The 22584-nt window shown below is 59.7% G+C and carries 21 protein-coding genes and 1 pseudogene; 8 read left to right on the top strand and 14 right to left on the bottom strand.

What is annotated here, in order from left to right:
- The first annotated feature begins 207 nt into the window (after positions 1-207).
- Positions 208-585, top strand: coding sequence for a metal-dependent transcriptional regulator (locus DW151_RS08505; RefSeq protein ID WP_118335373.1), 378 nt, complete (start codon positions 208-210; stop codon positions 583-585).
- Between the two features lie 223 nt (positions 586-808).
- On the opposite strand, the gene DW151_RS08500 is transcribed toward DW151_RS08505, so the two are convergent.
- The 5 genes from DW151_RS08500 to DW151_RS08480 all read right to left on the bottom strand — a co-directional run bounded on the left by DW151_RS08500 (position 809) and on the right by DW151_RS08480 (position 6626).
- Positions 809-2761, bottom strand: a complete 1953-nt coding sequence (locus tag DW151_RS08500) for a heavy metal translocating P-type ATPase (RefSeq protein ID WP_199579930.1) — start codon at positions 2759-2761, stop codon at positions 809-811.
- A gap of 99 nt (positions 2762-2860) precedes the next feature.
- Positions 2861-3079 carry a cation transporter gene (locus tag DW151_RS08495; RefSeq protein WP_089572082.1) on the bottom strand — a complete coding sequence of 73 codons (219 nt, stop codon included), beginning with the start codon at positions 3077-3079 and terminating at the stop codon, positions 2861-2863.
- A gap of 63 nt (positions 3080-3142) precedes the next feature.
- Positions 3143-3508: a helix-turn-helix transcriptional regulator gene (locus tag DW151_RS08490; RefSeq protein WP_055252065.1), complete on the bottom strand. Its 366-nt coding sequence runs from the start codon at positions 3506-3508 to the stop codon at positions 3143-3145.
- Between the two features lie 389 nt (positions 3509-3897).
- A complete protein-coding gene (locus DW151_RS08485) occupies positions 3898-5019 on the bottom strand; it encodes a hypothetical protein (protein WP_147351776.1) in 1122 nt (373 codons plus the stop codon).
- 638 nt (positions 5020-5657) lie between these two features.
- Complete coding sequence (locus DW151_RS08480) at positions 5658-6626, bottom strand: DNA polymerase III subunit epsilon (RefSeq protein ID WP_089572078.1); 969 nt, start codon at positions 6624-6626, stop codon at positions 5658-5660.
- A gap of 171 nt (positions 6627-6797) precedes the next feature.
- Here DW151_RS08480 and DW151_RS08475 point away from each other — a divergent pair, with 171 nt between their 5' ends.
- Positions 6798-7886 carry a putative manganese transporter gene (locus DW151_RS08475; protein ID WP_118335369.1) on the top strand — a complete coding sequence of 363 codons (1089 nt, stop codon included), beginning with the start codon at positions 6798-6800 and terminating at the stop codon, positions 7884-7886.
- Between the two features lie 164 nt (positions 7887-8050).
- On the opposite strand, the gene DW151_RS08470 is transcribed toward DW151_RS08475, so the two are convergent.
- A complete protein-coding gene (locus tag DW151_RS08470) occupies positions 8051-8533 on the bottom strand; it encodes a DUF188 domain-containing protein (RefSeq protein ID WP_055252057.1) in 483 nt (160 codons plus the stop codon).
- Positions 8534-9136 (bottom strand): HdeD family acid-resistance protein, encoded by a 603-nt coding sequence (locus DW151_RS08465; protein ID WP_055252055.1) that lies wholly within the window; start codon positions 9134-9136, stop codon positions 8534-8536.
- A 235-nt stretch (positions 9137-9371) separates the two neighbouring features.
- Between DW151_RS08465 and DW151_RS08460 the strand changes: the two genes are divergently transcribed.
- The 3 genes from DW151_RS08460 (at position 9372) to DW151_RS08450 (ending at position 11321) form a co-directional block, all read left to right on the top strand.
- Positions 9372-10043, top strand: a complete 672-nt coding sequence (locus DW151_RS08460) for a nitroreductase family protein (RefSeq protein ID WP_158571682.1) — start codon at positions 9372-9374, stop codon at positions 10041-10043.
- Positions 10044-10125: 82 nt separating this feature from the next.
- On the top strand, positions 10126-10668 hold the full coding sequence (locus DW151_RS08455) for a histidine phosphatase family protein (RefSeq protein WP_118335365.1): 543 nt from the start codon (positions 10126-10128) through the stop codon (positions 10666-10668).
- 17 nt (positions 10669-10685) lie between these two features.
- Positions 10686-11321, top strand: coding sequence for a histidine phosphatase family protein (locus tag DW151_RS08450; RefSeq protein WP_118335363.1), 636 nt, complete (start codon positions 10686-10688; stop codon positions 11319-11321).
- A 133-nt stretch (positions 11322-11454) separates the two neighbouring features.
- Here DW151_RS08450 and DW151_RS08445 read toward each other — a convergent pair whose 3' ends face one another.
- Entirely contained in the window at positions 11455-12138 is a 684-nt protein-coding gene (locus DW151_RS08445) for a DUF1015 family protein (RefSeq protein WP_118335362.1), read from the bottom strand.
- 39 nt (positions 12139-12177) lie between these two features.
- Positions 12178-13410, bottom strand: a complete 1233-nt coding sequence (locus DW151_RS08440) for a M20 family metallopeptidase (protein WP_233543376.1) — start codon at positions 13408-13410, stop codon at positions 12178-12180.
- Between the two features lie 211 nt (positions 13411-13621).
- Between DW151_RS08440 and DW151_RS08435 the strand changes: the two genes are divergently transcribed.
- Positions 13622-14602 (top strand): hypothetical protein, encoded by a 981-nt coding sequence (locus tag DW151_RS08435; protein ID WP_147351775.1) that lies wholly within the window; start codon positions 13622-13624, stop codon positions 14600-14602.
- Between the two features lie 347 nt (positions 14603-14949).
- Here the strand turns inward: DW151_RS08435 and DW151_RS08430 are convergent, their stop codons facing one another.
- The 4 genes and pseudogenes from DW151_RS08430 to DW151_RS08410 form a co-directional block, all read right to left on the bottom strand.
- Complete coding sequence (locus DW151_RS08430; protein WP_117800446.1) at positions 14950-16113, bottom strand: phosphoglycerate dehydrogenase; 1164 nt, start codon at positions 16111-16113, stop codon at positions 14950-14952.
- Positions 16114-16185: 72 nt separating this feature from the next.
- A complete protein-coding gene (serC, locus tag DW151_RS08425) occupies positions 16186-17310 on the bottom strand; it encodes a 3-phosphoserine/phosphohydroxythreonine transaminase (protein WP_118335359.1) in 1125 nt (374 codons plus the stop codon).
- A gap of 141 nt (positions 17311-17451) precedes the next feature.
- A pseudogene (locus tag DW151_RS08415) lies at positions 17452-19194 on the bottom strand (DNA/RNA helicase domain-containing protein).
- Positions 19187-19546: a nucleotide pyrophosphohydrolase gene (locus DW151_RS08410; RefSeq protein WP_199570656.1), complete on the bottom strand. Its 360-nt coding sequence runs from the start codon at positions 19544-19546 to the stop codon at positions 19187-19189. The pseudogene DW151_RS08415 and the gene DW151_RS08410 overlap by 8 nt, the downstream one beginning before the upstream one ends.
- A 112-nt stretch (positions 19547-19658) precedes the next feature.
- Between DW151_RS08410 and DW151_RS08405 the strand changes: the two genes are divergently transcribed.
- Positions 19659-19850 (top strand): hypothetical protein, encoded by a 192-nt coding sequence (locus tag DW151_RS08405; RefSeq protein ID WP_117563971.1) that lies wholly within the window; start codon positions 19659-19661, stop codon positions 19848-19850.
- A 21-nt stretch (positions 19851-19871) separates the two neighbouring features.
- On the opposite strand, the gene DW151_RS08400 is transcribed toward DW151_RS08405, so the two are convergent.
- Positions 19872-21473 (bottom strand): potassium/proton antiporter, encoded by a 1602-nt coding sequence (locus tag DW151_RS08400; protein WP_117563970.1) that lies wholly within the window; start codon positions 21471-21473, stop codon positions 19872-19874.
- A gap of 253 nt (positions 21474-21726) precedes the next feature.
- Between DW151_RS08400 and DW151_RS08395 the strand changes: the two genes are divergently transcribed.
- Positions 21727-22566, top strand: coding sequence for a metallophosphoesterase family protein (locus DW151_RS08395; protein ID WP_055252016.1), 840 nt, complete (start codon positions 21727-21729; stop codon positions 22564-22566).
- Positions 22567-22584 lie beyond the last annotated feature (18 nt).

Below are 22584 nucleotides of genomic sequence, written 5' to 3'. Positions count from 1 at the left end.
TCAATGTTTTTATGTCCTGCTCATATCGTCTCTGCCGGCAGCTGGGGACACTCCTTGCGGGGCGTCCCCATTTTGTTTTCGTCCCGCATGTTTTGTGAAACACGGCTAACTTTTAGGCAAAGTAGTAAGACATGGGCAACTTTTGCGGTAAAGTAAATCAAGCAAAAGTATCCAAAGGCTAACTAGAAGCCATCGCGAAAGGCGGCCATGGCCCTACGTGAATCCGGAGAAGACTATCTCGAATCGATCTACGTTCTGTCGGAACGTCAGGGCACCGTGCGCTCGATCGACGTTGCCGAATACTTGGGCGTAACCAAAGCAAGCGTCTCTAAAGCCATGGCGGCCTTGGAGAGCACCGGCTACGTGGAGATGGGCAAACGCGACGTGCATCTGACGGAACGCGGTCTTGAGGTTGCCCGTCAAATGTGGGAGCGCCACTGCTTTTTTGTAGGGCTGCTCGAGGACGCGGGCGTTTCGGCAGAGGTTGCCTCGCAAGAGGGCTGCCACATGGAGCACTGCCTGAGCGAGGAGAGCTTCGAGAAGCTGAGGGCGATGCTGGGACGGGACAACGACCGGGACCAGTAGCCCCGCCAACCAAGTCCAACTCAGACAAGGAACCCCGCCAGCAAGCGATGCCCAAGAACCGCCAGCAACGTTACCGCAGGCCGGGACCGGGCTTGGTTTTGAAAACACTCCGCAGACCAGAAGCGCCCCCGTTCGTAGCTCCGAAGGAGCAGAACGGGGGCGCTTCATTGGTCGAGGACGTTTTCAAAACCAAGCCCGGTCCCGGCCGGAGGGACCACAGGCGCTACAGGTTCTTGACACCCATCGCGCGCATGGCGTTCAGGATGGCGATGATCGCCACGCCTACGTCGCCAAAGACGGCAAGCCACATATTGGCGATACCCAGCGCTGCCAGCACAAGGATCAGCAGCTTAATGCCCAGCGCAAAGATTATGTTCTGCCAAACAATCGACATGGTCTTGCGCGCCACGCGGATCGCGCGGGAGATGTTGGACGGCTTGTCGTCCATCAGCACGACGTCTGCCGCCTCGATTGCGGCGTCGGAACCCATGGCACCCATGGCAATGCCAACGTCTGCGCGGGTGAGCACGGGTGCGTCGTTGATACCGTCGCCGACAAAGGCGAGCTTTCCCTTGCCGCTTTCGGCCGCGAGCAGCGCTTCAACACGTTCGACCTTGTCGCCCGGCAGGAGCTGCGCGTGGAACTCGTCGAGACCGAGTTGCTTGGCTACAGACGCCGCAACCTCCTCGCGGTCGCCCGTGAGCATGACGGTGCGGTTGATACCGGCGGCGTGCAGGTCGCGGACAGTCTGCCCGGCATCGGCCTTAACGGTGTCTGCAATCACGATGTGACCGGCGTACACGCCGTCAACGAGCACATGCAGAATCGTTCCGGCGACCTCGCAATTGGGCGCTTTTGCTCCGGCCGCGGCGAGCATCTTTGCATTGCCAACGGCGACGTGCTTACCGTCGATGGTTGCCGTCACGCCGTGGCCCGCGTCGTTGGCGGAGTCGCTAACGCGCTTGGGGTCGAGTTCGCCCTGGAAGGCGGCGCGCACCGACTGCGCGATGGGATGGTCGGAGAACGACTCCGCAAGGGCCGCGACTTCGAGCAGCGACTGCTCGGTATAGCCAGCCTCGGGGTGCACCGCGACCACCGAGAACGTGCCGTTGGTGAGGGTGCCCGTCTTGTCAAAGACGACGGTGTCCACATCGGCGAGCGTCTCGAGGTAGTTGGAACCCTTGATGAGAACGCCCAGCTTGGACGCGCCGCCGATGCCGCCAAAGAAACTCAACGGTACGCTGATCACGAGGGCGCACGGGCAGCTGACGACCAGGAAGGTCAGGCCGCGCAGGATCCAATCGGACCAAGCGCCAGTCACCAGGCCGCCGCCAAGCGCGAGCACCGCGGCAGCGCCAGTGACGGCGGGGGTGTAGACGCGGGCAAAGCGCGTGATGAAGTTCTCGGTGCGCGCCTTCTTTTCGCTGGCATTCTCCACGAGCTCCAGAACACGCGCGACGGTGGACTCGCCAAAGGGCTTGGTGGTGCGCACGTGGATGAGGCCCGTCATGTTGATGCAACCGCTGATGATATCGTCGCCGGTCTTGGCCGGGCGGGGGACCGACTCGCCCGTGAGTGCGGCGGTGTCGAGCTGGGTTTCGCCCTCGACGATGACGCCGTCGATAGGCACGCGCTCGCCGGGCTTGACCACGATCACGGTGCCGACGGCGATGTCATCGGGAAAGACCTGTTCGAGTGTGCCGTCGGCTTGCTCGACGTTAACGTAGTCGGGCGCGATGTCCATCATGGCACTGATCGACTTGCGGCTCTTGCCCACGGCGTATGCCTGGAACAACTCGCCGACCTGGTAGAACAGCATGACAGCGGCGCCTTCGGCCATGTGCGGGTCGGTGTCGGGGAAGAGCACCATGGCAAACGCGCCGATGGTCGCGACGGCCATGAGGAAGCTCTCGTCGAAGGCCTTGCCGCGGCGGATGTTATTGAATGCCTTTTGCAGTACGTCGTAGCCGGCAATCAAAAACGGCACGAGGAACAGCGCGAAGCTGGCGTAGATGTTGCCGGGCTCCCCAAATGCGATAGTGAGGGCGCCGAGCTCGTCGAGGGCATAAACAACGGCAAAAATGCCCAGTGCTACCAGGATGCGGTTGCGCTTGTGCTCAAGGGACTCTTTCTTCTTGCGCTTCTTCTTTTTCTTTTTGGGATCGGCGGCTGTCATGATTCAAACCTCTCATTTGAGTTTATGAACACTCGCTCATATAATTTCGCGAGCAAAGGCCGCGGCAAGCGCGGCCTCGCAGGTCAACGTATGCGCGGGTTAGAGAATGATCTCGCAGTCCGGCTCGGCGTCGGCGGTGAACTCAACGACGCGGTCCAGGACCTCGTCGAACTTGGCGTCGTCGGCCTCGAGCGTCAGCTTCTGGGTCATAAAGTTGACCGAAACGGACTTGACGCCCTCGAGCTTAGCCAGCTCGTCCTGAAGCTCGCGCGCGCAGTTGGCGCAATCGATCTCGTCGAGCTTGAACTGCTTTTTCATGGTGGGTTCCTTTCCCTGTGTTAGCGGTCTGGGTGCCGGCCGCGCTGATACCGTGGTTGATTGCTATTCGCAGATATGGCTCATGCCCTGGTTAAGCATGGTGTAGACGTGATCGTCGGCGAGCGAGTAGAGAATGTTGCGGCCGTCGCGGCGGAACTTGACCAGGTGCGACTGCTTAAGCGTGCGCAGCTGGTGCGATACTGCCGACTGCGAGGTTGCGGTCGCTTCGGCGATGTCAGCCACGCAGAGCTCGCGGCCCATGAGGGCATAGAGGATCTTGATGCGTGTGGTGTCGCTGAAGACCTTGAACAGGTCGGCCAGGTCGTACAACAGCTCCTCGTCGGGAAGGTCCTCGGGCGAGCAGGTGGTGGGGACGATCGGCTCGGTGGCCTCGATGCCAGTCTTTGTTTCATCAGCGTGGCTGCTCATTGCAATATCCTTTCATATGAACATGCGCTCATATAACTTACTTCCGATTATATGAGCGCATGTTCATATGTCAATACTATTTACGTTAATTTCGATGACTGCTTGCCGCCTCTGCGATTTTCTGCGGGTTGGGAGACATCGACGCAATGCTCGCCAACATATTTCGAGATGTTCGGCCAGCATGCTAAGAAAGCCACCTTGAGAAGCATTAGAACTGTTCATATTTGTACTTTATCGTGTTAAATACCGCGAGAATCAGTTCTTCCTCTACGGGAGTTCCTGCAGAATCAGTTTTATCTAAAGTTATATTGAGCATTGCTGCAGCCAATCTGGCACATCGGTGGCCGAATAAGTCGAAAAATGTAGGTGGACATCCGCAGAGATCGCCTTTAGAAGAGCGAATTCTCAATTAGATCAATAATCGTGTCGTCTTCCGTGCGGTTTTCATCGATTTTTGCGAACATGTCGCATTCCCAAGGCCCATTGATTTCCTCAGCAAGGGCCCCGACGTGTTGCATGTCGTCGGGTTCTGGCACATCGTTGATGCTCGGGTCATCAGCTTGCGGATATTGGCTTGCAATTTCGCGCTTGGCGGCCTCTTCTTCTTTGAGTGTCTCCAGGACGCGGCGACCGTATTCGAAGTAGCGCCGCAAGACAAATTGACGAAGAGTTTCTTGCAGGATGGCGAAGTTATCCGGGAGTCGACCGGGCCATATCTTCTCGCGAATGCGAATCGCTTCCATGACCCGCCTAAAAGCGGACTGCTTGAAAAACGAATGACGACTAACTGTGATAACGGCATATCCCATGTTTCGCAGCGTGTTTCGGCGTTCCTCGTCAATTGATTGCTGTTCGGGCTCGTCGTGGTAAAAGCCGTTGTATTCGATATCGGTCATCGAATTTTCGAGCAGCGCGTCGAGGTAGAAAACCGTCCGTCGCGTTAGGGCGGCGTATCTTTTGGGGACTGGGATCGGATAGTCCGTTTTGATAGCGCGTATGGCTAAGCCACCCATTGACTTGGGCATTGTCAGCATCATGACAAACGCCGTTTCGAGTGGGGAGCGACAGCCTTCGCGTACATAAGAAAGTGCCTTAAGTGCTTTATTAGATCCACGATACCCCGATGCCTCTGAAAAGAAGGCTCTGAGCTCTTCAACGCTGGTTAGGGCTGGGCGCTCGCGATATTGAGTTTCGTCGGACGTTCCAAGCGCGTAGGAGCCGCAGATTTCAAAGTAATACTCAACGAGCTCCGAAAGGTTGAGGTCGGCTGCTGCTTCTAACGCGCACAGCTTGATATCGACGATGTGGACGTTCGGCTCGAGTTCTAGGTAGCTTTCTGCATCAAACGTATAGCGCGTGCAGTGGCAGATGCAGCCCTTGCGGTGCCTTTTGGCATTATTGGAAAACGTCAGCACATGGATGCTTTCAGAATCGACATTCTTTCTGTTGAGCCATGCTCGCGCCGCTTCCAGGTTGGACGTGGTCGGCGCAGACAGCTTGATCTTTTCCATAGGTATGGGATCGGTCGCGTGGCTTGCGAGCGAGTTGACTGTTTGGTATACAGCGCGTGCCGTGGTATGTGACAGAACGATTCCCATACGCGCATGATGGCATAGCGGACGCCATATACGCTCGAAACTTCGGGCAACGGTATTGGGGCGCGGCTTATCTTCTGCGAACGGTGGGTTTTGAGCTGTCGTATTGAGGGGGGCAGCTTCGGCTGGGGAGGTTTCTGTCGGCTGCCCCATTTTGGTGAACTTTAGTTGCGGATTCGTAGCTTCTAAGCGTTTTTGCCGACCGCTCAGATGCCTCACCAACATAATTTGAGTTATTCGGCCTTATCCTATACGAATGGTGCGATCGCAACGTCCTATTCGAATTGATTCAGGTAGATTTATAGGGCTTGGTTGCGAAATTGGGGCGACTATAGCGCTCGATTGCGGTTCAAGGGGCCTTGACTAGTGGTTCAGCTGGCCGAACAACTCGAAAAATGTAGGTGGGCCAACCTGCCGACTATGTGAAGCACGCGAATTTGCTCGTTTTGATGCAAACTAGGGTGCAGCCATAAGACTGCGCCCTAGTTTACTGCGTGCCGGTGCGTCCAGACGGATTGCACTGTGCCTGGCAGGCGCTCCCGCAGATGGATCGGTTATTTCGCAAACAGGTTCTTGAGGTTGAACTCGGCCTGTACCGTGCGGAGCATGAGGTCGGTGTCGTCCAAGCCCAGGTGCTGCTCGTTGGCGTCGGCGGCGAGGGTTCCACGGCGGCGCGCCCAGTTCTCGAGCGCGGCTGGGGCGGACTCGCGGGGGAGCGAGCGCACGTCGGCGTCCAGGCTGCGGCAGATCTGGCGCGAGTCGATGACGATGATCTTGCCGGCGCGGCGTGCCTCGGCGTAGCCGTCCAGGTGGATCTTGAACCAGCTGTCCTCAAAGGCGGCGTTGTGTGCCATGTACGGGTACTTCTTCATAAGCTTGAGCAGCTGCTTTTGCAGCTCTTTGTTCTCGCGGAACGGCTTTTTGCCGTCGATGTCGTCCCAGGTGATGTGGTGGATATTCGACAACGGCACATCCTCGCCGCGGTAGATGTCGGGCAGGCCGCAGTAGTGTGCCTCGGCGTCATGCGGGACGGCGTCGCTGGTGAGCTCCATGATCTCCCAGCCCACGTTGATGATATAGCCGCGCTCGGGTGCACGGCCGGTGGTCTCGATGTCGATACCGAGCACGGTGCCCTGGATGGGCTTGCGGGCGTAGGCCACGCCGAGCGCGTCGCGGTCGCCGCGGATTTCGCGCATAACGGACGCGGCGGTGCGCTTTTGCATCTTGCCGATGGCGGCGCAGGTGTCGGCATCGGACAGGCCGCGCGAGAGCGTCGCGGGCGTCACGTTGCGCAGACGCGCCTCGCCAATCTGGTCGCACAGGTCGCGGTTGCGGTCGGCCAGGTCGCGCACGGTGGCAAAGTCGAAGCCGGGGTCGCCCTCGGCGGTAAAGTACTCGGTCTCGAGCACCTTGAGGGCCTCCTCGCCCTTCTGGCGCTCGGACTCCATGGCGCCGTGGTCGCCGTAGATAAACATGGGGATAAACGGCTGGCGCTCGTATTCGAGTGCTTGCGATACGTTCATATGCTACTCCTTGGACGGGCCGCGTTGTGCGGCTCGAGGTTACTGAGTTATGGCGAGATGATAGTTTACCATAGGCAACTATTGGCACCGCGCCCGGGACAACTACAATACCCTAGTTGACCGCTAGGACTTTTACAATGCTGCCGAAAGACACGAAAGGTTCCATCCGTCATGGATTTACTGATTGATATTCTGCTCGACGCCGGCAAGGACACGCTGTCGCTGCTGCCGTTTTTGTTGGTGACGTATCTTGCTCTCGAGACACTTGAGCACGTTGCGGGCGACCGCGTCAACGGCGCTATCAAGCGCGCCGGCGCCACGGGTCCCGTGGTTGGCTCGCTGCTGGGCATGGTGCCGCAGTGCGGCTTTTCGGCAATGGCGGCCACACTGTACGCCGGCCGTGTCGTGACCTTGGGCACGTTGGTGGCGGTGTTCCTTTCGACCTCCGATGAGATGCTGCCGCTGTTGCTTGCCGAGCAGGTTCCCGTGCAGACTATGGCGATGCTTTTGGCTTCGAAAGCGCTGATCGCACTGGTCACGGGTTTTATCGTGGACGCTGCCATTCGCGGCCTGCGCCGTAACGCCCGCGCGCACGCGGCGATTCGCCGTACCGTGCTGGGAACCGCGGCCAACCCGGCCCACGTGAACTGCGCGCACGACGACCACAGCGGCGGTGACATCATCGACGAGGTGGCCGAGGCAGGCGTGAGCGCCGACCACATCCACGAGCTGTGCGAGCGCGACCATTGCGGTTGTGATGAAGACGAGGACGAGCACGAACACGGACATGGCCACGATCACGGTCATGAGGGCGAACATGAACACCATGATGGTCACGGTCACTCTCACTCCCACGAAGGGACGCCTGTCCTGTCGATCATCCGCAGTGCGATTTCGCACACCGTGCAGGTCTCGGTATTCATTTTTCTGGTGACGCTGATTCTGGTCGCCGTGCTCGAGACGTTCGGCGAGTCCGCGATCGAGCAGTTCCTGCGCGGCAACGAGACACTCGCTGTCCTGGGTTCGGCGCTTGTCGGGCTGATTCCCAATTGCTCGGCGAGCGTGGTCATTACACAGCTGTATCTGGAAGGCGCGCTGCAACTGGCGCCGATGCTCGCCGGCACGCTCATTTCCGCCGGCGTGGGTTATCTGGTGCTGTTCCGCACCAACCGCAGCGCCCGCGAAAATGCCGTGTTCCTGATCATGATGTACGTCATCGGCGCTGGCTGGGGCCTCATCCTCTCCGCCGTTGGCCTCTAAGTAGGCCTAAAAAATGGGCTTCAAATAGCCATGCTCAGCGCCTGCGCAATGCGGCGACGCATGGCATTTTGAAGCCCGTTTTTTGTTGAGCCATGGATTCCGAGCGCTCACACCGCTCAAAACAAAAAGGTAGATTTTAGGCATGTCTCAAAAATCTACCTTGGTTAGTGCAGCAACTCGGTGAGGTTGCGTTTAAAGCGGGCGCGGTCTTCGCTGGTAAATGCTGCCGGACCGCGAGTGCGTCCGCCGGCGCGGCGTACCTTCTTTTCCTCGTGGCGAATAAACAGCTGCATATCGATAGTCGCCTTGTCGTACACGCGCCCGCGCACACCGATGGCGGCGGCATCGCGCCCGAGCACCATGCTCGCCAAGCCAATGTCCTGCGTCACGACCACGTCGCCCGCCTGCAGGCGTTCGACAATGGCAAAGTCGGCGCTGTCGGCGCCCACGCTCACGTCGAGCGTCGTGACCCAAAAGCCGCGTCGCGCGTGCTCGGCATCGCGCGGGTCGTCGCGGCGAATGTGTCGTTCCAGGTTTTGCGTGCTATTGCCGGCGATAACAACGGCGACGCCCGCCCGCCGCGCGCAGTCAATCGACTCGCGCGTGACCGGGCAGGCGTCGGCATCAATAAAGAGCGTTCGCGGCATCTAGTGCACCAGTTTGCCAAATTGAATGGCGCGAACAATGAGCGTTACGCCAAACACCAGCAGCGCGGCGCCACTAAAGATGACAAGCATCTTGGCCGACCACAGCGGATAGATAAACACGAACATGCCGGCGATGATGGAGAGTGCACCGCTCAGGATGGCAAGGGCGCGGTTGGACGAAAGCTCGGACTCCAGAATGGACATGACACCTTCGACAATCCAGCCAAAGCCGGCCACGATAACCACCATCGTGGTGAGTGTCGCGGTCGAGAAGGCCTGGTTGCGCAGGATTATGACGCCGCCCAGGATAATGAGTAGGTTGGAGATGATGCTCGTCACGCGCCAGCCAGTGGGCAGCAGCGGCTCAAAAATGGCAGTGAACAGCCTGATGGCAGCGGTGATTACAAAGTAAAAACCCAGGACGGTCGTCAAAAAGACGAGGGACTTGGCGGGTGCAAAAAGCAGCGCGATGCCAGCAATGAGCGCCACGACGCCCGTGATGGCGTAGATCCAGCGCACGGCCTTGACGGCTTTGCCCGCCATACTTTTCTCGTCAAATCCAAACTGGCTCGATTTTTGGTCATCGTTCCTAAAGATACCCATAACGTCTCCTTTCCGTGCGGCGTAAGCCTTGATCGTTACAACCAGTATCGCTTAAAGGCGCTGGCGTATGGGTCGGGGAGGGCGAAACGTAACCCAAAGGTCCCGAATTGTTTCCGTTGTTCCCCACGTCGCGGTTTTCTATTCAACAGGTGTAGAACATTGCAGCCCTGTTCGTTATTGCCTACGTTTTAGGTTAGATTTTCCTAAGGACAATTGGCTTGTATTGGGGGTCCCTATGAACGAAGCAGTTCCCGAGGCACCGTCGAGTGTCGAATCGATGGCAAAGCAAGGTTGCGAAAAGCTCGGTCTGGAAGCGTTTGATGCGCTGGTCCGTCGTGCCCGTACGTGCCGTCGCTTTGACGAGTCTATGCGCGTGCCGCGCGAGTTTTTGCTCGAGCTGGCGGAACTGGCGCACCTGGCTCCCTGCGGCGCCAATGCTCAGCGTCTGCGCTTTCACGTGGTGAGCGGTGCAGAGGACTGCGCGCGTGTATTTGACGAGCTTGCATGGGCCGGTGCGCTCAAGGATTGGCCGGGTCCCGATGAGGGCGAGCGCCCGACCGGCTACATCGCGATTCTTGCCGAGCGCGCTGTTCCGGGTAAGCCCGCCGCGCCCATCACCGAGGTCGACACGGGCATTGCCGCGCAGACGATGATGCTCGCCGCTCGCAGCGCCACGCCCGAGGTGGCAGCCTGCATGTTCAAGGCCTTTACGCCCCACGCGATCGATGCTATGGGGCTCGATAACGACAAGTATGAGCTCAAGCTGATCATGGCTTTTGGCGTGCCGGCCGAGACGCAGATGATCGATGCGATCGATTCCAACCCCGACGGCTCAATTAATTACTGGCGTGACGATGCGCAGGTGCACCACGTACCCAAGCGCCCGCTCGCCGACGTGCTGGTGTAGCTGAGCGTCACCGCGGCGTGATCAGACGGTAAACCACCACAAAGGTGCCTGTCCCCTTTGTGGTGGTACGAGGGGAGGGTGTGTGGCAGATCTGTATTTGGTGCGGCATGGGCAGACTGAGCTCAATGTGCAGAGCATTTTGCAGGGCTGGCACGATTCGCCGCTTACGGCGCGCGGGCGCGAGCAGGCGCTGGCGGCGCGTACGGCGTTTGCGGCGCGTGGCGTGGCCTTTGATCATGTGTATTCCTCGCCGTTGGGCCGGGCGCGGCATACGGCCGAGCTTATCGTTGGCGAGGGCCGTTCCATTGAGCTGGTCGATGACCTGCGTGAGTGGCATTTTGGCTCGCTGGAGGGCACATCAAATCGCGAGATGCCGCCGCAGCCCTGGGGCGATTATCCGGTGGCCTTTGGCGGTGAGTCGGAAGTGCAGCTTCAGTCGCGCATGGTCGCGGCGCTGTCCCGCATCATGGCCAGGCCGCAGCACGACTGCGTGCTGGCGGTTTCCCACGGCTCAGCCTGCCAGGAGTTTCTTGAGTATGTGACTGGCGGGGGGGAGCTACCCGACAACGGTGCCGTGCTTCATTTTGGCTATTGCGATGGGGCGTTTTCGCTCTTGGGTTGGTAACGAACGAAAGGACCCCTATGAATAAAGATCTGTATCTGGTCCGTCATGGACAGACGATATTCAACCTTAAGCGTATCATTCAGGGGTGGAGTGACTCGCCGCTCACACAGCTGGGCTGCGATCAGGCGGCGCGTGCCGGCATGTTCTTGCGTGCGCGCGGCATTGAGCCCGACCACGCCTACACCTCTACGCTGCACCGCACCGAACAGACCATCGCCAACTTGTGGCCGGGCTTGGCGTACGAGCGCCTGGACGGCCTGCGTGAGTGGTTCTTTGGCGACTTTGAGGCCGAGCGCGTGATGCTCATGCCCGAGCGCCCGTGGCGCGATTTCTATCGCCAGTTTGGCGGCGAGGGTCAGGTGCAGGTGCGTGAGCGCATGGTGACGACGCTGACCGAGCTCATGCGACGCCCGGACCACGAGTGCGTCCTTGCGGTGAGCCACGGATCGGCCATCAAGGAGTTTTTGGACCACGTGAGGGGAGCGGCGGCCGACGAGCGCGAGCGCGTGCCGGGCAACTGCTCGGTGCTGCATTTCGTGTTTGACGACGAGGCCGGTACGTTTGAGCTGATTGAGATTTTTACGCAGGAGGATTACGCGCGCGAGCTGGGTCTTGAACCGCTTGTGGTTACTGCAGGTCCGCAGCGCGGATAACGCGAGCGTGGCGGCACGGGTCGCCGGCATAACTTCTCGATGCAAAAGGGGCGGAGATGCATGTACCTGCTGCATCTCCGCCCCCCCCCTGTTTGTTGAGCTGCCGATTTTTGTGCTGGGCGGTCTGGTCTTGCTAGAACCGCGCGACCTGGTGCGTGAGCAGACCTGTCGGAACTTGCGGCGCGGCGCCGCTGACCTGCGCGGCGGGGAAGAGCACGGCAACGGTAAAGTTGACCGGCTCCTTGCCGGTGTACGTTCCGGCGGCACGGGCCTCATCGGCCAGCAGCTGCGACGCCCCGGTCAGAGCGGCGGCGTAGGCGGGGTCGTCGGTCAGCGCCGGCTCCGGTGCTTGGTCGAGCATAGCGCGGATGGCCCCGACGGCGTCCTCGCGCTTGACCTCCCACACGTGGTGCGTAATGCCCGCAGGATCGGTGACGGCGTAGAGCGAGGCGCCCTCTTTGGCAGCGCCCAGGATGATATCCATGACGGGCGAGGCCTCGTAGGCGAGCGACACGGGGCGCGGCTGCACCTTGAGCTCGGCGATCGCGCGCGCGGCGGCGGCCACGTCGGCGCTGGCATCGCCCTTGTCGCCCGCAAGTACACTCGTCGGGCAGATCGCCACGACACCCGTCACACGTCCCGGCTCGCCCGAGCATTCGTACACGTAATACGCCGCGCCTGGATCCTTGAGCATTAGGCCGTCAGCAATGGCGCCGCGCAGGGCGTCGTTGCCGCTCAGGATACCGCCCATCGCAGGCAGCGCCTCGAGCACACGGTCCTGAGCCGGGCGGATGCAGGGAAACGGAAGTGCTTTCATGGGCGGTCCTAACGCACGAGTCGGTTTGTTCGCGGCTTATTATGCCCCAACTTGGCCGCTTGCGTCCCAGAGCGTGTTATCGGCAAGCGCGATGAGCACGTTTTGGCAGCGAACGATATCGGCATGGGGCACATACTCGTTGGGCTTGTGCGCGAGCGCCAACGAGCCGGGGCCGTAGCTCATACAATTGCGGTTGCCTGTCTTGCCGGCAATGACGGCGGTATCGGTGTAGCCGGTAAAGAAGCCGACGGTCGTGTCCGCGTCCGTTACGTCATCGGCGGCACGCTTGAGCGCTGCTAGAAGGGGAGAGTTCGGGTCGCGCTCGATGGCGGGGCGGTCGCCCGTCACTGTGTAGCTGCCATGGCAACCGGGAACGGCGGCTTCGGCGACGGCGATGGTATGCTCGACCATATTGATTGCGGCGGCCGTATCGGTCGGCGGGGTCAGGCGCATGTCGACCCAGACTTTGGCGCGGTCGGGTACGACGTAGGGGCGATATCCGCCCTCGATTTGGCCAAACGTGATGGTCGAAGGCCCCAGCTCATCGTGCGCGGGCAGCGCCGCAAACGCGCGACGAAGCGAACACACGACCTCGGCCATGGCGGCGACGGCATCCGCGCCCTTCCAAGGCTGGCTCGCATGCGCCGTCACGCCAGCCATTTCAATCTCGAACCACGTACGCCCCTTGTGCGCCACCTGGATCTGTCCGTCGGTGGGCTCGGTGTCCAGCACCCATTCGCGCGAGCTGACCCAGCCAGCATCGATCGCGGCCTCTGAGCCGCGCATGAAGTCTTCCTCGTCGACCGAGCAGATGAGCGAAAAGCCGCGGCGTGGCAGCGCGCCATCCGCCGCCACGCGCTCGAGCGTATGGATCAGTGCGGCAATAGCGCAGGCCAGGCCACCCTTCATATCGCAGGCACCGCGGCCATAGAGTTTATCGTCGCGCACAACCGCCCCAAGCGGTGCGATGTCTGCGTCCCAACCATCGCCCAAGGTGACGGTATCCATGTGGCAGATATAGATCAGCCGCGGCTCGTCGCTTTGGCCCGGCACGGTGACTTTAAGGTTGCGGCACCCGGGCAGCACTTCGAGCTCCTCAATCTGCACGGCATCGAGCGCAGAACTATCAAGTTGTGCCAGCTGCTGCTCAATGAGCCTCTTAATGAAGCGCTCAATTTCATCCTCATACGCGCCCGGGTTTGAGCTGTCGATCCGCACGAGCTCCTGCGCAAGCCGCCAGGCAAAGTCCTCATCAACCATATGCAACCTCACAATCAGTCTGCTTTCCAAACCGATTGTAAGCCTCTTGAGAGATCCGCGGCGTACGCGCAGCGGTATTTACCGTTCGCAGGCCGAGCCAGCGCGTTTGCCGTCCAGGCGGGTTTACAAACGACGCGGTGGGTACGTACCCTTCATGGACGACATGCTGTGCGACATATCTGCCTTTCGGTATCACCGGATACCCCCACAGGTCTTGGCAATAATGCCGGACCTGCCCGATTCTGCGGACGATCCGCGCAGGGAGCACCTATGTGAGCATCCGCTCGTCAAGCATTTCCTGGGCACCCCGTTACACGTGTTGGCGCAGGGCGTCTGCGGGCGCAAGGGCGATCGCATTGTCAGGCATGTTTGGAACGGGGAGAGGCCGTTTGATTCCGTGCGGCAGACGGAGTTTGGCCTCGATGTCGCGTCCCCGCTCTTTACCCTGCTGACCCTGGCTTCCTCGGTCTCAAACGAGCGTCTAATCATGTGCATGTATGAGATGTGCGGCACCTTTGCCGTGTGCAAGATTGCGCCTCAGGTAAAGTCGGCACTTGAGCAGGCATATGGGAGCCGATGGAGTGACGCACGGTCGGGCTGGGAAAACGTAAAGGATGTCTCGGGGAATCCAACGGACTTGTGGAAACGACCTCCCTTGATCGAGCTCTCTGAGCTTATAGAGTTCGTCGATAAGGTCCGGGGGCTCCGCGGCGCTAAATCGTTCATACGAGCCGCGAAATGCATTACGGGGGTGGCAGCATCGCCGCTCGAGGTCCAGGCTTCGATGCTGTTTGGCCTTACGAGGTTGCGCGGCGGCGAAGGGCTGAGCCTTACCAATAACGTTGAGATTCGTATGACGCGCAGCGCCCGCCTGATTTCGGGGCTTGATAGGCGCTATGCCGATATCCTGCTGGCAAATAAGGACGGCAGCCGAGAGTGTCTGGTTGAATGCCAAGGTAAAGCCATTCACGGATCCATTGAATACAAGATCTCGGACTCCGATCGAACGACGGCCTTGCAAGCCATGGGATATCCCGTCGTTCTGATGACCTATGGTCAGCTGGCCGACTTCGATGCCTTCCGCGTGGTGATGGAGCTCATCATGTCCTATCTCGATGTGCCGCTGAAAGACAAGACGCCGCGACAGCAGGAGCTCGAACGGCGGCTTCGTGAGGAGATTTTTATCGATTGGGCGGGAATGTAGTCGCGCGGTGGGTAAACGGTAGCGCGAGCTAGAGTTCTGGTCGCAAAAAGGCTTCAATTTTGCCTTGGAGGGACCCTAAAAATGCTATCTAGAATAAGTTGTTTCGGAAAATAGACAGTCAACTTACATTCGGCACATAGAGACCGATTTTTACCTACTAAAGTCCCTGATAAAGCTGTTTATCAAAGCGGGTGTGCTTAGCGACTGGAGCCTCACTATCGATTATCTGAAAAAACTTGTTCCGGGTATCATTTTAAAGTCGTCCGGAGCAACAAAATCGCCCCCCGTTTCGTGAAAACGGGGGGCGAATGGGCTTCGTGGTCTGTCTGGCAGGCTTGGCACCGGCGCTATTTAATCACGCGCACGCGATACATCGACGGAATCTGCTTGAGCGCCTCGATCGTGCTGCCGTCCAGGTGCTCATCGGTGTCGAACATAGTGTAGGCGTTCTCGCCAGCGGACTCGTTGGTCATGCGCTGCACGTTGGCGTTGTCCTTGGCGAGAATGGCCGTGATCTGGCCGATCATGTTGGGCACGTTGGCATGCAGGCAGGCAATGCGGCTTGCGGCGCGCGCCTTGCCCATGCTGCAGGCGGGGTAGTTGACGCTGTGCGCGATGTTGCCGTTTTCCAGGTAATCCTTGAGCTCGCTGATGGCCATGTCGGCGCAGTTGGCCTCGGCCTCGCCGGTGCCGGCGCCCGAATGCGTGGTGATAAACGTATTGGGCATCTTGACGGTCTTGGGCGTGGCAAAGTCGCAGCTAAACCAGCTGAGCTTGCCCTCGCGCAGGGCGGCGTCGACGGCGTCCTCGTCAATGATGGTCTCGCGCGCGTAGTTGATGAGCACGGCGTCGGGCGCCAGCAGGTTAATCTGCTCGGTGCTTATCATGCCGATGGTGTCTGCCTTGCTGGGCACGTGCACGGTGAGGTAGTCGCAGCCGCGGCACAGATCCTCGAGCGTGCCCACGCGCTGCACCTCGCGGCTCAGCACCCACGCGTGCTCGACGGAAATGAACGGATCGTAGCCGTAGACGTCCATGCCCAGGTCGACGCAGGCGTTGGCGACCTTGGAGCCCACGTTGCCCAGGCCGATGACGCCGATGCGCTTGCCCTTGAGCTCGCGGCCCACAAAGGCCTTCTTGGCCTTCTCGGCGTCGACCTGGATCTCGGGGTCGTCGGCGTTGTTGCGCACCCAGTTCATCGACTGTACCACGCCGCGGCTCGAGAGCACCAGCATGCCCAGGACGAGCTCCTTGACGGCGTTGCTGTTGGCACCGGGGGAGTTAAAGACGACGACGCCCTTCTTGGCGTACTCCTCGACGGGGATGTTGTTGACGCCGGCGCCGCAGCGGGCGATGGCGCGGATGCCCTCGGGCAGCTCGTAGCCGTGCAGGTCGGTGGAGCGCATCAGGATGGCGTCGGCCTCCTCGGCGGTGCCCACAAACTCGTAGCCCTCGCCAAACTCGACCTTGCCGTCTTTGGTGATGTCGTCGATGGTCTTAATCTTACGCATGGAAAAACTCCTTAGCAGGTTTTGATCTAAACAGGGTGGTTTGAGATGGCTGGTCGGCCCGCGTGCTGCGGGCTAGTTAGATCGCGGGCTCAAACTATGCTGCGCTTCGAAGTCCTTCATGTACGTGGCCAGCGCCTGCACGTCCTCCATGGTGACGGCGTTGTAGACGCTGGCGCGCATGCCGCCCACCAGGCGATGGCCCTTGACGTTTTGAATCTGGTGCTCGGCCGCGCCTGCGACAAAGGCCGCGTCGAGCCTGGCGTCGTCGGTGCGGAAGGTGACGTTGGCGATGGAGCGACTGTCGGCCTGCGTGGTGCCATGGAACAGTTTGCTTTGCTCGAGCAAGTCATAGAGCAGGTTGGCTTTGGCCCAGTTGCGCTCGGCCATGGCGGCAAGTCCGCCGGTCTGCTCAACCCAACGGAACACCTTGCCGCACACGTAGATACCAAAGGTGTTGGGCGTGTTGAGCATGGAGCCCTTGGCGGCCTGGGTCTTAAGGTCCATGTACTGCGGCGTCTGCGCAAAGGCTGGACCGTCGGCGATCAGGTCGTCGCGCACGATAACCACGGTGACGCCCGCGGCGCCGGCGTTTTTCTGAGCGCCGGCGTAGATGAGTCCGTAGCGCTCGACGTCGAGCGGCTGCGACAAAAAGCAGCTCGAGACATCGGCGACCAGCGGTACGTCGCCGAAGTTAGGCAGCTCGTGGTACATGGTGCCAAAGATGGTGTTGTTCTGGCAGATGTAGACGTAGTCGAGCCCGCCGCCCGCGGCCTCGGCGGCAATGCGCGCGTTGATGTCGGCCATGGCGGGAATGCGGTCGAAATTGGCGTCCTCGGAGCTCGCGAGCAGCACGGCCTCGCCGTACTTGGCGGCTTCCTTGTACGCCTTGTTGGCGAAGTTGCCGGTCACGACGTAGCCGGCGCGGCCGCGGCGCATGAGGTTCATCGGGATGCCCGCAAACTGCAGCGTGGCGCCGCCCTGCAAAAACAGAACACGGTAGTTATCGGGGATGCTCAGCAGGCGGCGCAGGGTTGCCTCGGCGTCGTCGATGATCTGCTGGTACATGCTAGATCGATGGCTCATCTCGAGCACGGACATGCCGCAACCGTGGTAGTCCATCATCTCGTCGGCGATCTCGGCGAGCACGCTGGTAGGCAGCGCGGCCGGGCCAGCTGAGAAGTTGTGCACACGTGCCATCTTCTAGTTCCCCTCGTAGTCGTTTGAACGTTCGGGATACTTTAGCACAGTGCTGCGTCAGGCGCGACCGCATCACGGTAAAACTCGAGTGCGCCGCTATGATTTACAGGATGGTTACATGGGGGAGGGCGGTCGCAAGGTCTATATCGCCGGGATATACCGTGACAGGTACTCTTTGAGCGCGGGGTCGCACACATAGAGATACGTTCCTAACATGCCGCGCGTCATGAGGACGTAGTAGGCGTTGACGATGATCTTTTGCAGATCATCGTCGCTTGCCTTTTTCTTGGCAACGGCATCTTTGAAGTTTGCCCTGTTAACGTTGACTGCATCTTTGTTCGAATCGTAGTAAATGTCGGGACCCAGAATTACGAATCCGTAGTTGAGGTCGTAGCCTTGTACCGTATGAATGCATCCGACTTCGTTGACGGCGTTGGCGGAGTTAACCCAATCCTTCTGGGTTGAGTTCCAGCGTTTGGGAATGCCCTCGATGACGATATCGAACGCATCTTTGTTATTCTTCGTTTCCCACTTCCACGCAAAGCCTGCCATCATGCGGGATAGACCAACTTCTTCTTCCTTGGTTTGCTGCAGAGAGCAGAAGTCCTCAAATCGGTCGACGATTCCAAACTGGTATCTGGGGATATCGCTGTCCGGATCCCCGGCTCGCGAATCGTAAGGCTCCTATGAAAAGAGTGCTTTGAACTTCATGCCGGCATGCATGTACGCTTTGTTATCAAGCAGGTCGTAGACAAAATCGAGGTACTCATCGCCGCCACGCACGCGCATTTGGGTACTCAAGTTGAATTCTTCGGTCTCGATGCCGGCTTCTTCGAGTTGGTTGAGTCGCTGCTCAAGGCCATCTCGGTTGAGTCCCGATGCGCGGACTTGCTGTTTGGGGTCAAAGAACAGGTACGCCTTGTCGCAGCATTTGAAAATCCAATCCACCTGGCTGCTCGTGCGCGGCAAGCTGAGTCGTTCACATGTGTTGTAGAAAGCTCCGATGCCGGCGCCGGCGGATAAGTAGTTTCCCAGTCGGTGCGCCTCGTCGACAAGCAAGACGTCATACCGATCGTTTTTTGTGACGTCGTTGGGGCTCAGGATATCGCCGGGCTTTAACCCGGGGAGGAAGTGCGTGAGTTTTTTGAGCGTCTTGCTCAGAGACTCCATGGGCGTCACGAAGCCGACCCGCAGACCGGAAAGGTTCGGCTCATTTTTGATTTTGAACATGAGACTGATGGCGAGGATTGTTTTGCCTGTTCCCGGCGCGCCGTTCACGACGGTTACGCGCTCTTTCTTGGGACCGCCGTGTTTAATGTCTTCATGCTCTTGCTCGAGCCGCCTGTAAATCGCCTCAATCGTTTCGTATTGATCGGGCGTGAGCGTTTTGAAGGGCGAGAATTTGAACAGGTCGGTATTCTCGAGCTCTTCGATGGGGTGGATCGCATAGTTCTCTTCGCGAAGCTTTGTCCAGAGGTCTCTGAACTTCTGGCGATACTGAGGTCGCTCAAAATAATCGAACTGGGCATAGCCATTGTTGGCGTTGGTTACCTGGTATTTTTCGTCAGCGCAGAACAGCTCGATAAGTCGATTCTCAAACTCAAATGTTGCTGACTGATTGAAGGTTGGATTGTCAATCAGGAGGGTCCGGTCGAAGTCTTTGTCCACGTTTGCGGCGTGTTGCTTCATGCGGCGTCGATAATTGGTCGTTTGACCGATGTACGCCGTTTTGTTTTTACTGTTGGTCAGAATATAGAGAACGGGCCAACTCTCGTCATGGTGGAATCCGGGCTTTGGCGTGCCAAAGTCCTGCAGCGATTCGCTTGCCTCGAAGGGTTGGGGGAGGGGAAGCGTGTATTGTCGAAGGGCGAACTCATTACTCATGGTGGGCCGCCTTTCTGTATTCGCTGGAGCTGGTGTCGACGGGATAGCGCTCGCCGTTGCGTTTGAGTTTGGACGAGAGCGCCTTTGGGAGGTCGATTCCGTTTAGATCGGCGAAACGTAGGAGAAAGAGGAGCGTGTCGGCAACTTCGTCTTCGATGGCTTGGCGCTGATCAGGGCTATCGAACATTTCTGCAATGCGCTTGTCGCTCATAAAGCGGAAAAGCTGAAGGAGTTCGGAGGACTCTGTCGCTATGCCGATGGCAAGTTCCTTTGGAGTGTGATATTTGCGCCAATCGCGCGCATCACAAAAATCTCTGACTTGTTCTGTCATGGCAGTGAGCTTGTCCATCATCCGTAACCTCCCTGATGTTCATTATTTTATTATGGCCGTATCTGGAGTTTATTGCACATCAGTTGGGACGTGCGGTTTGTCCGGCCGCGATTGCCCGGTAGGAGGATTCACCGTGAAGATTGAAGTTGATGTAGACCAGCTGCGCGAGGGCTTGCTCGACTACGCGGGGAGCGCGGCTGGCGTGGGCTTTCCCGCTGCCATGCTCGACGTGATGGATATCGAGGACGAGTCGCCCCAAGAGCTCCTAGCCCGAGCCGAACGCGAAGGCCTCGACCTCCGCGACTTTGCTGTGGGTGACAGCTAGTAGCTGAAGAGGGACGGGCTGCTAGGAAGCTAGCGTGGCGATGACGGCTTCGTCGCCGGCGTATATTAGGGTGTTGCCATCGGGGATGATGGTTTGGCCGTCGCGCTTGAGCATCACCACGATAAACGGGTGCTTGCCCTGCGGCACGTCGCGCAGGCGCTGACCGGCCAGGCGACCGTGGGGCGTCACGGTGACCTCGCGCAGCGTAACCTCGGCACGCTCTTCGAACGTTGGGGCTGCCATCACCAGAAGGTCGCCTTCCTCGATGACGGTATCGCCGTTGGGCAGTACCGGGTGTGCCCCGTCGCGCAGCACCAAGACCACGAGCATGTCCGTCGCGCTGCCAATATCGGCGAGCGAGCGCCCGGCAAACGGATGGCCAGCGCCCACCTTGAGCTTTACAAACGACATGCCGTCCTCGTCGTGGTAGTCGTTAAAGGTGCGGCGCACGTCGCCGGCCGCATCGATCATATCGAGTTTCTTCGCCACCGCCGGCAGTAGCGAACCCTGCACCACAATGCTCGATACGGCAATCACAAACACCAGGTCAAATAGGTCGTGTCCGCCGGGAACGCCGGCCACCACAGCAAAGAGGCTAAAGACGACCGAAGCCGCGCCGCGCAAGCCCGCCCAGCTTACGAGCGCAACCTGGCGAGGGCTCGTCTTAAAGGGCGCCAGCAGCAGACCGACGGCGATGGGGCGGCTCGCAAAGAGCATAAACGCCATGAGCGCCAGGCCGGGTAGCAGCATTTGCGGCAGGCGCGCGGGCGTGACGAGCAGGCCGAGCAAGAAGAAGATCGTCATCTCGGCCATCTCGGTAAGGGTGTCAAAGAAGTGCGCCATCTCGACCTTGCCGGTGATGTCGCTCGCGCCCAGCACAATGCCTGCCAGGTATACGGCCAAAAAGCCGTTGCCGCCCAGGTAGCTCGGCAGTGCGTAGGCGACGATCGCCACGGCGAACAAAAAGATAGTCTGCGCGCCCTCGGCCGTTGCGTGTGCGCGCTCAATCAGGCGGCTGGATATCCAGCCGATGGCAAGGCCCAGCCCCACGCCCAGGATGATCTGCTTGGCCAGCAGCACGGGAATGTCGATGTTGCCACCCGCCGCGAGGGTGGCGAGTACCGCGGTGAGCATGTAGGCGACGGGGTCGTTGGAGCCCGATTCGACCTCGAGCAGCGAGTCGGTGCCGCCCTTTAGCGACAGGTTGTGCTCGCGCAGCACGCTAAAGACGCTCGCCGCGTCGGTCGACGCCACGACCGAGCCCAGCAGCAGGCCGCCGATCCAGTCGAAGCCCAGTGCGAAGTGTGCGAACACGCCAGTGATGCCGGCGGTGGCGATAACGCCGAGCGTGCTCAGCAGCACAGCGGGCGCGGCGACGGGTTTGGCACGGTCGATGTTGGTGTTAAAGCCGCCGTAGAACATGATGAACAGCAGCGCCGTGCTGCAGACGGTTTCGGTGAGCGCGTAGTCGCTAAAGTCGATGTGCGCCGGACCGTTGACGCCGAGCAGCATGCCGAGCGCAATAAAGATGAGGAGGGTGGGGAAGGGGAGTTTTTTGCCGACGGGTTTGATGGTCAGGCACAAAATGATGACGAGGCCGATAAAGAGAAGTATCTGGTTCATGGATAGTGTCCGCTCCTGGGTGGTTGGCGTGGCACGGTCAGTTGTCTGCGGTTATTTGTACCCAAAGGTGGTGGGTTTATGGGGGCGGATTACGGGCGTGCGCGATATCGTCATAGACGGCTGCCGTCTTTGCCTCTGCTCGGAAACCCTTTCCAGCTTTATTGCAACGGAGTACAATGGGTAACGTTTAAGTTCAACTTGAAGTTTTAGTTGCGGCGCCGGGCTTAGACCGCAATGCAAGGAGAGGCGTACCATGGCGATCTATGTGACATCTGATGCTCACGGGCACGTGCGTGCGCTTGACGAGGCCCTGTCTAAGATCTCGTTGACGTCCGACGACACGCTGTACGTGCTGGGCGACATGATCGATCGCGGGCCCGATCCGGTCGGCGTTATTAAGCTCGTGCGCTCGCTGCCCAACGCCCACGTGCTCAAGGGCAATCACGAGCAGATCATGCTCGATGCCATCATTGGCCAGGACCCGCTCGATGCCGAGACCTGGGATATCAACGGTGGCTGGACGACGAGCGAGCAGCTCAACGACATGGAATTTGAGGCATACGAGGAGCTCGTGCGATGGATGGCCGCGCTGCCGCTCTACGCGGTGGCCGAGACCGAGGAGCGCCCGTACCTGCTGGTGCATGCCGGCATCCAGACCGAGGCGGCGCGCGCGTTTTTGCTTGAGCATGGTGTCGATTGCGGTGACGGCAGGGGAGCGGTCGATGCCGATAGCGAGCTGCTGCGGCAAATGCTCGCCGTGCAGTCGTCCGATGACCTGCTGTGGATTCGTCACGGCTATTGGGATGCGCCGACGGGACTGCTTTCTGCCGAGGGCGAGGGCCCGGTCGTGGTGAGCGGCCACACGCCCACGGTGTCGCTTGGGCGCTATTGCGAGGTTGGCGGCCTGGCGGGGCTCGATGAGGAGTCGGGCCGCGGGCAGATTGTGCGCCTGGGTGGCGAGGATACCGCCGGCGTGCCCGATCGCATCGACATCGACTGCGCCGCCGCCACCGGCTCCGAGTTCGGTCGCGTGGGCATCCTGCGGCTCGATGATGGGGCGGAGTTCTACGCGAACATCAACCCGGGCGAATAATCGGTGCAAGTGGTAGCT

Source organism: Collinsella sp. AM13-34, assembly GCF_003473055.1.
Lineage (GTDB): Bacteria > Actinomycetota > Coriobacteriia > Coriobacteriales > Coriobacteriaceae > Collinsella.
Note: the sequence above shows the minus strand (reverse complement) of the source record. Positions and strands in the feature narration are given on the sequence as shown.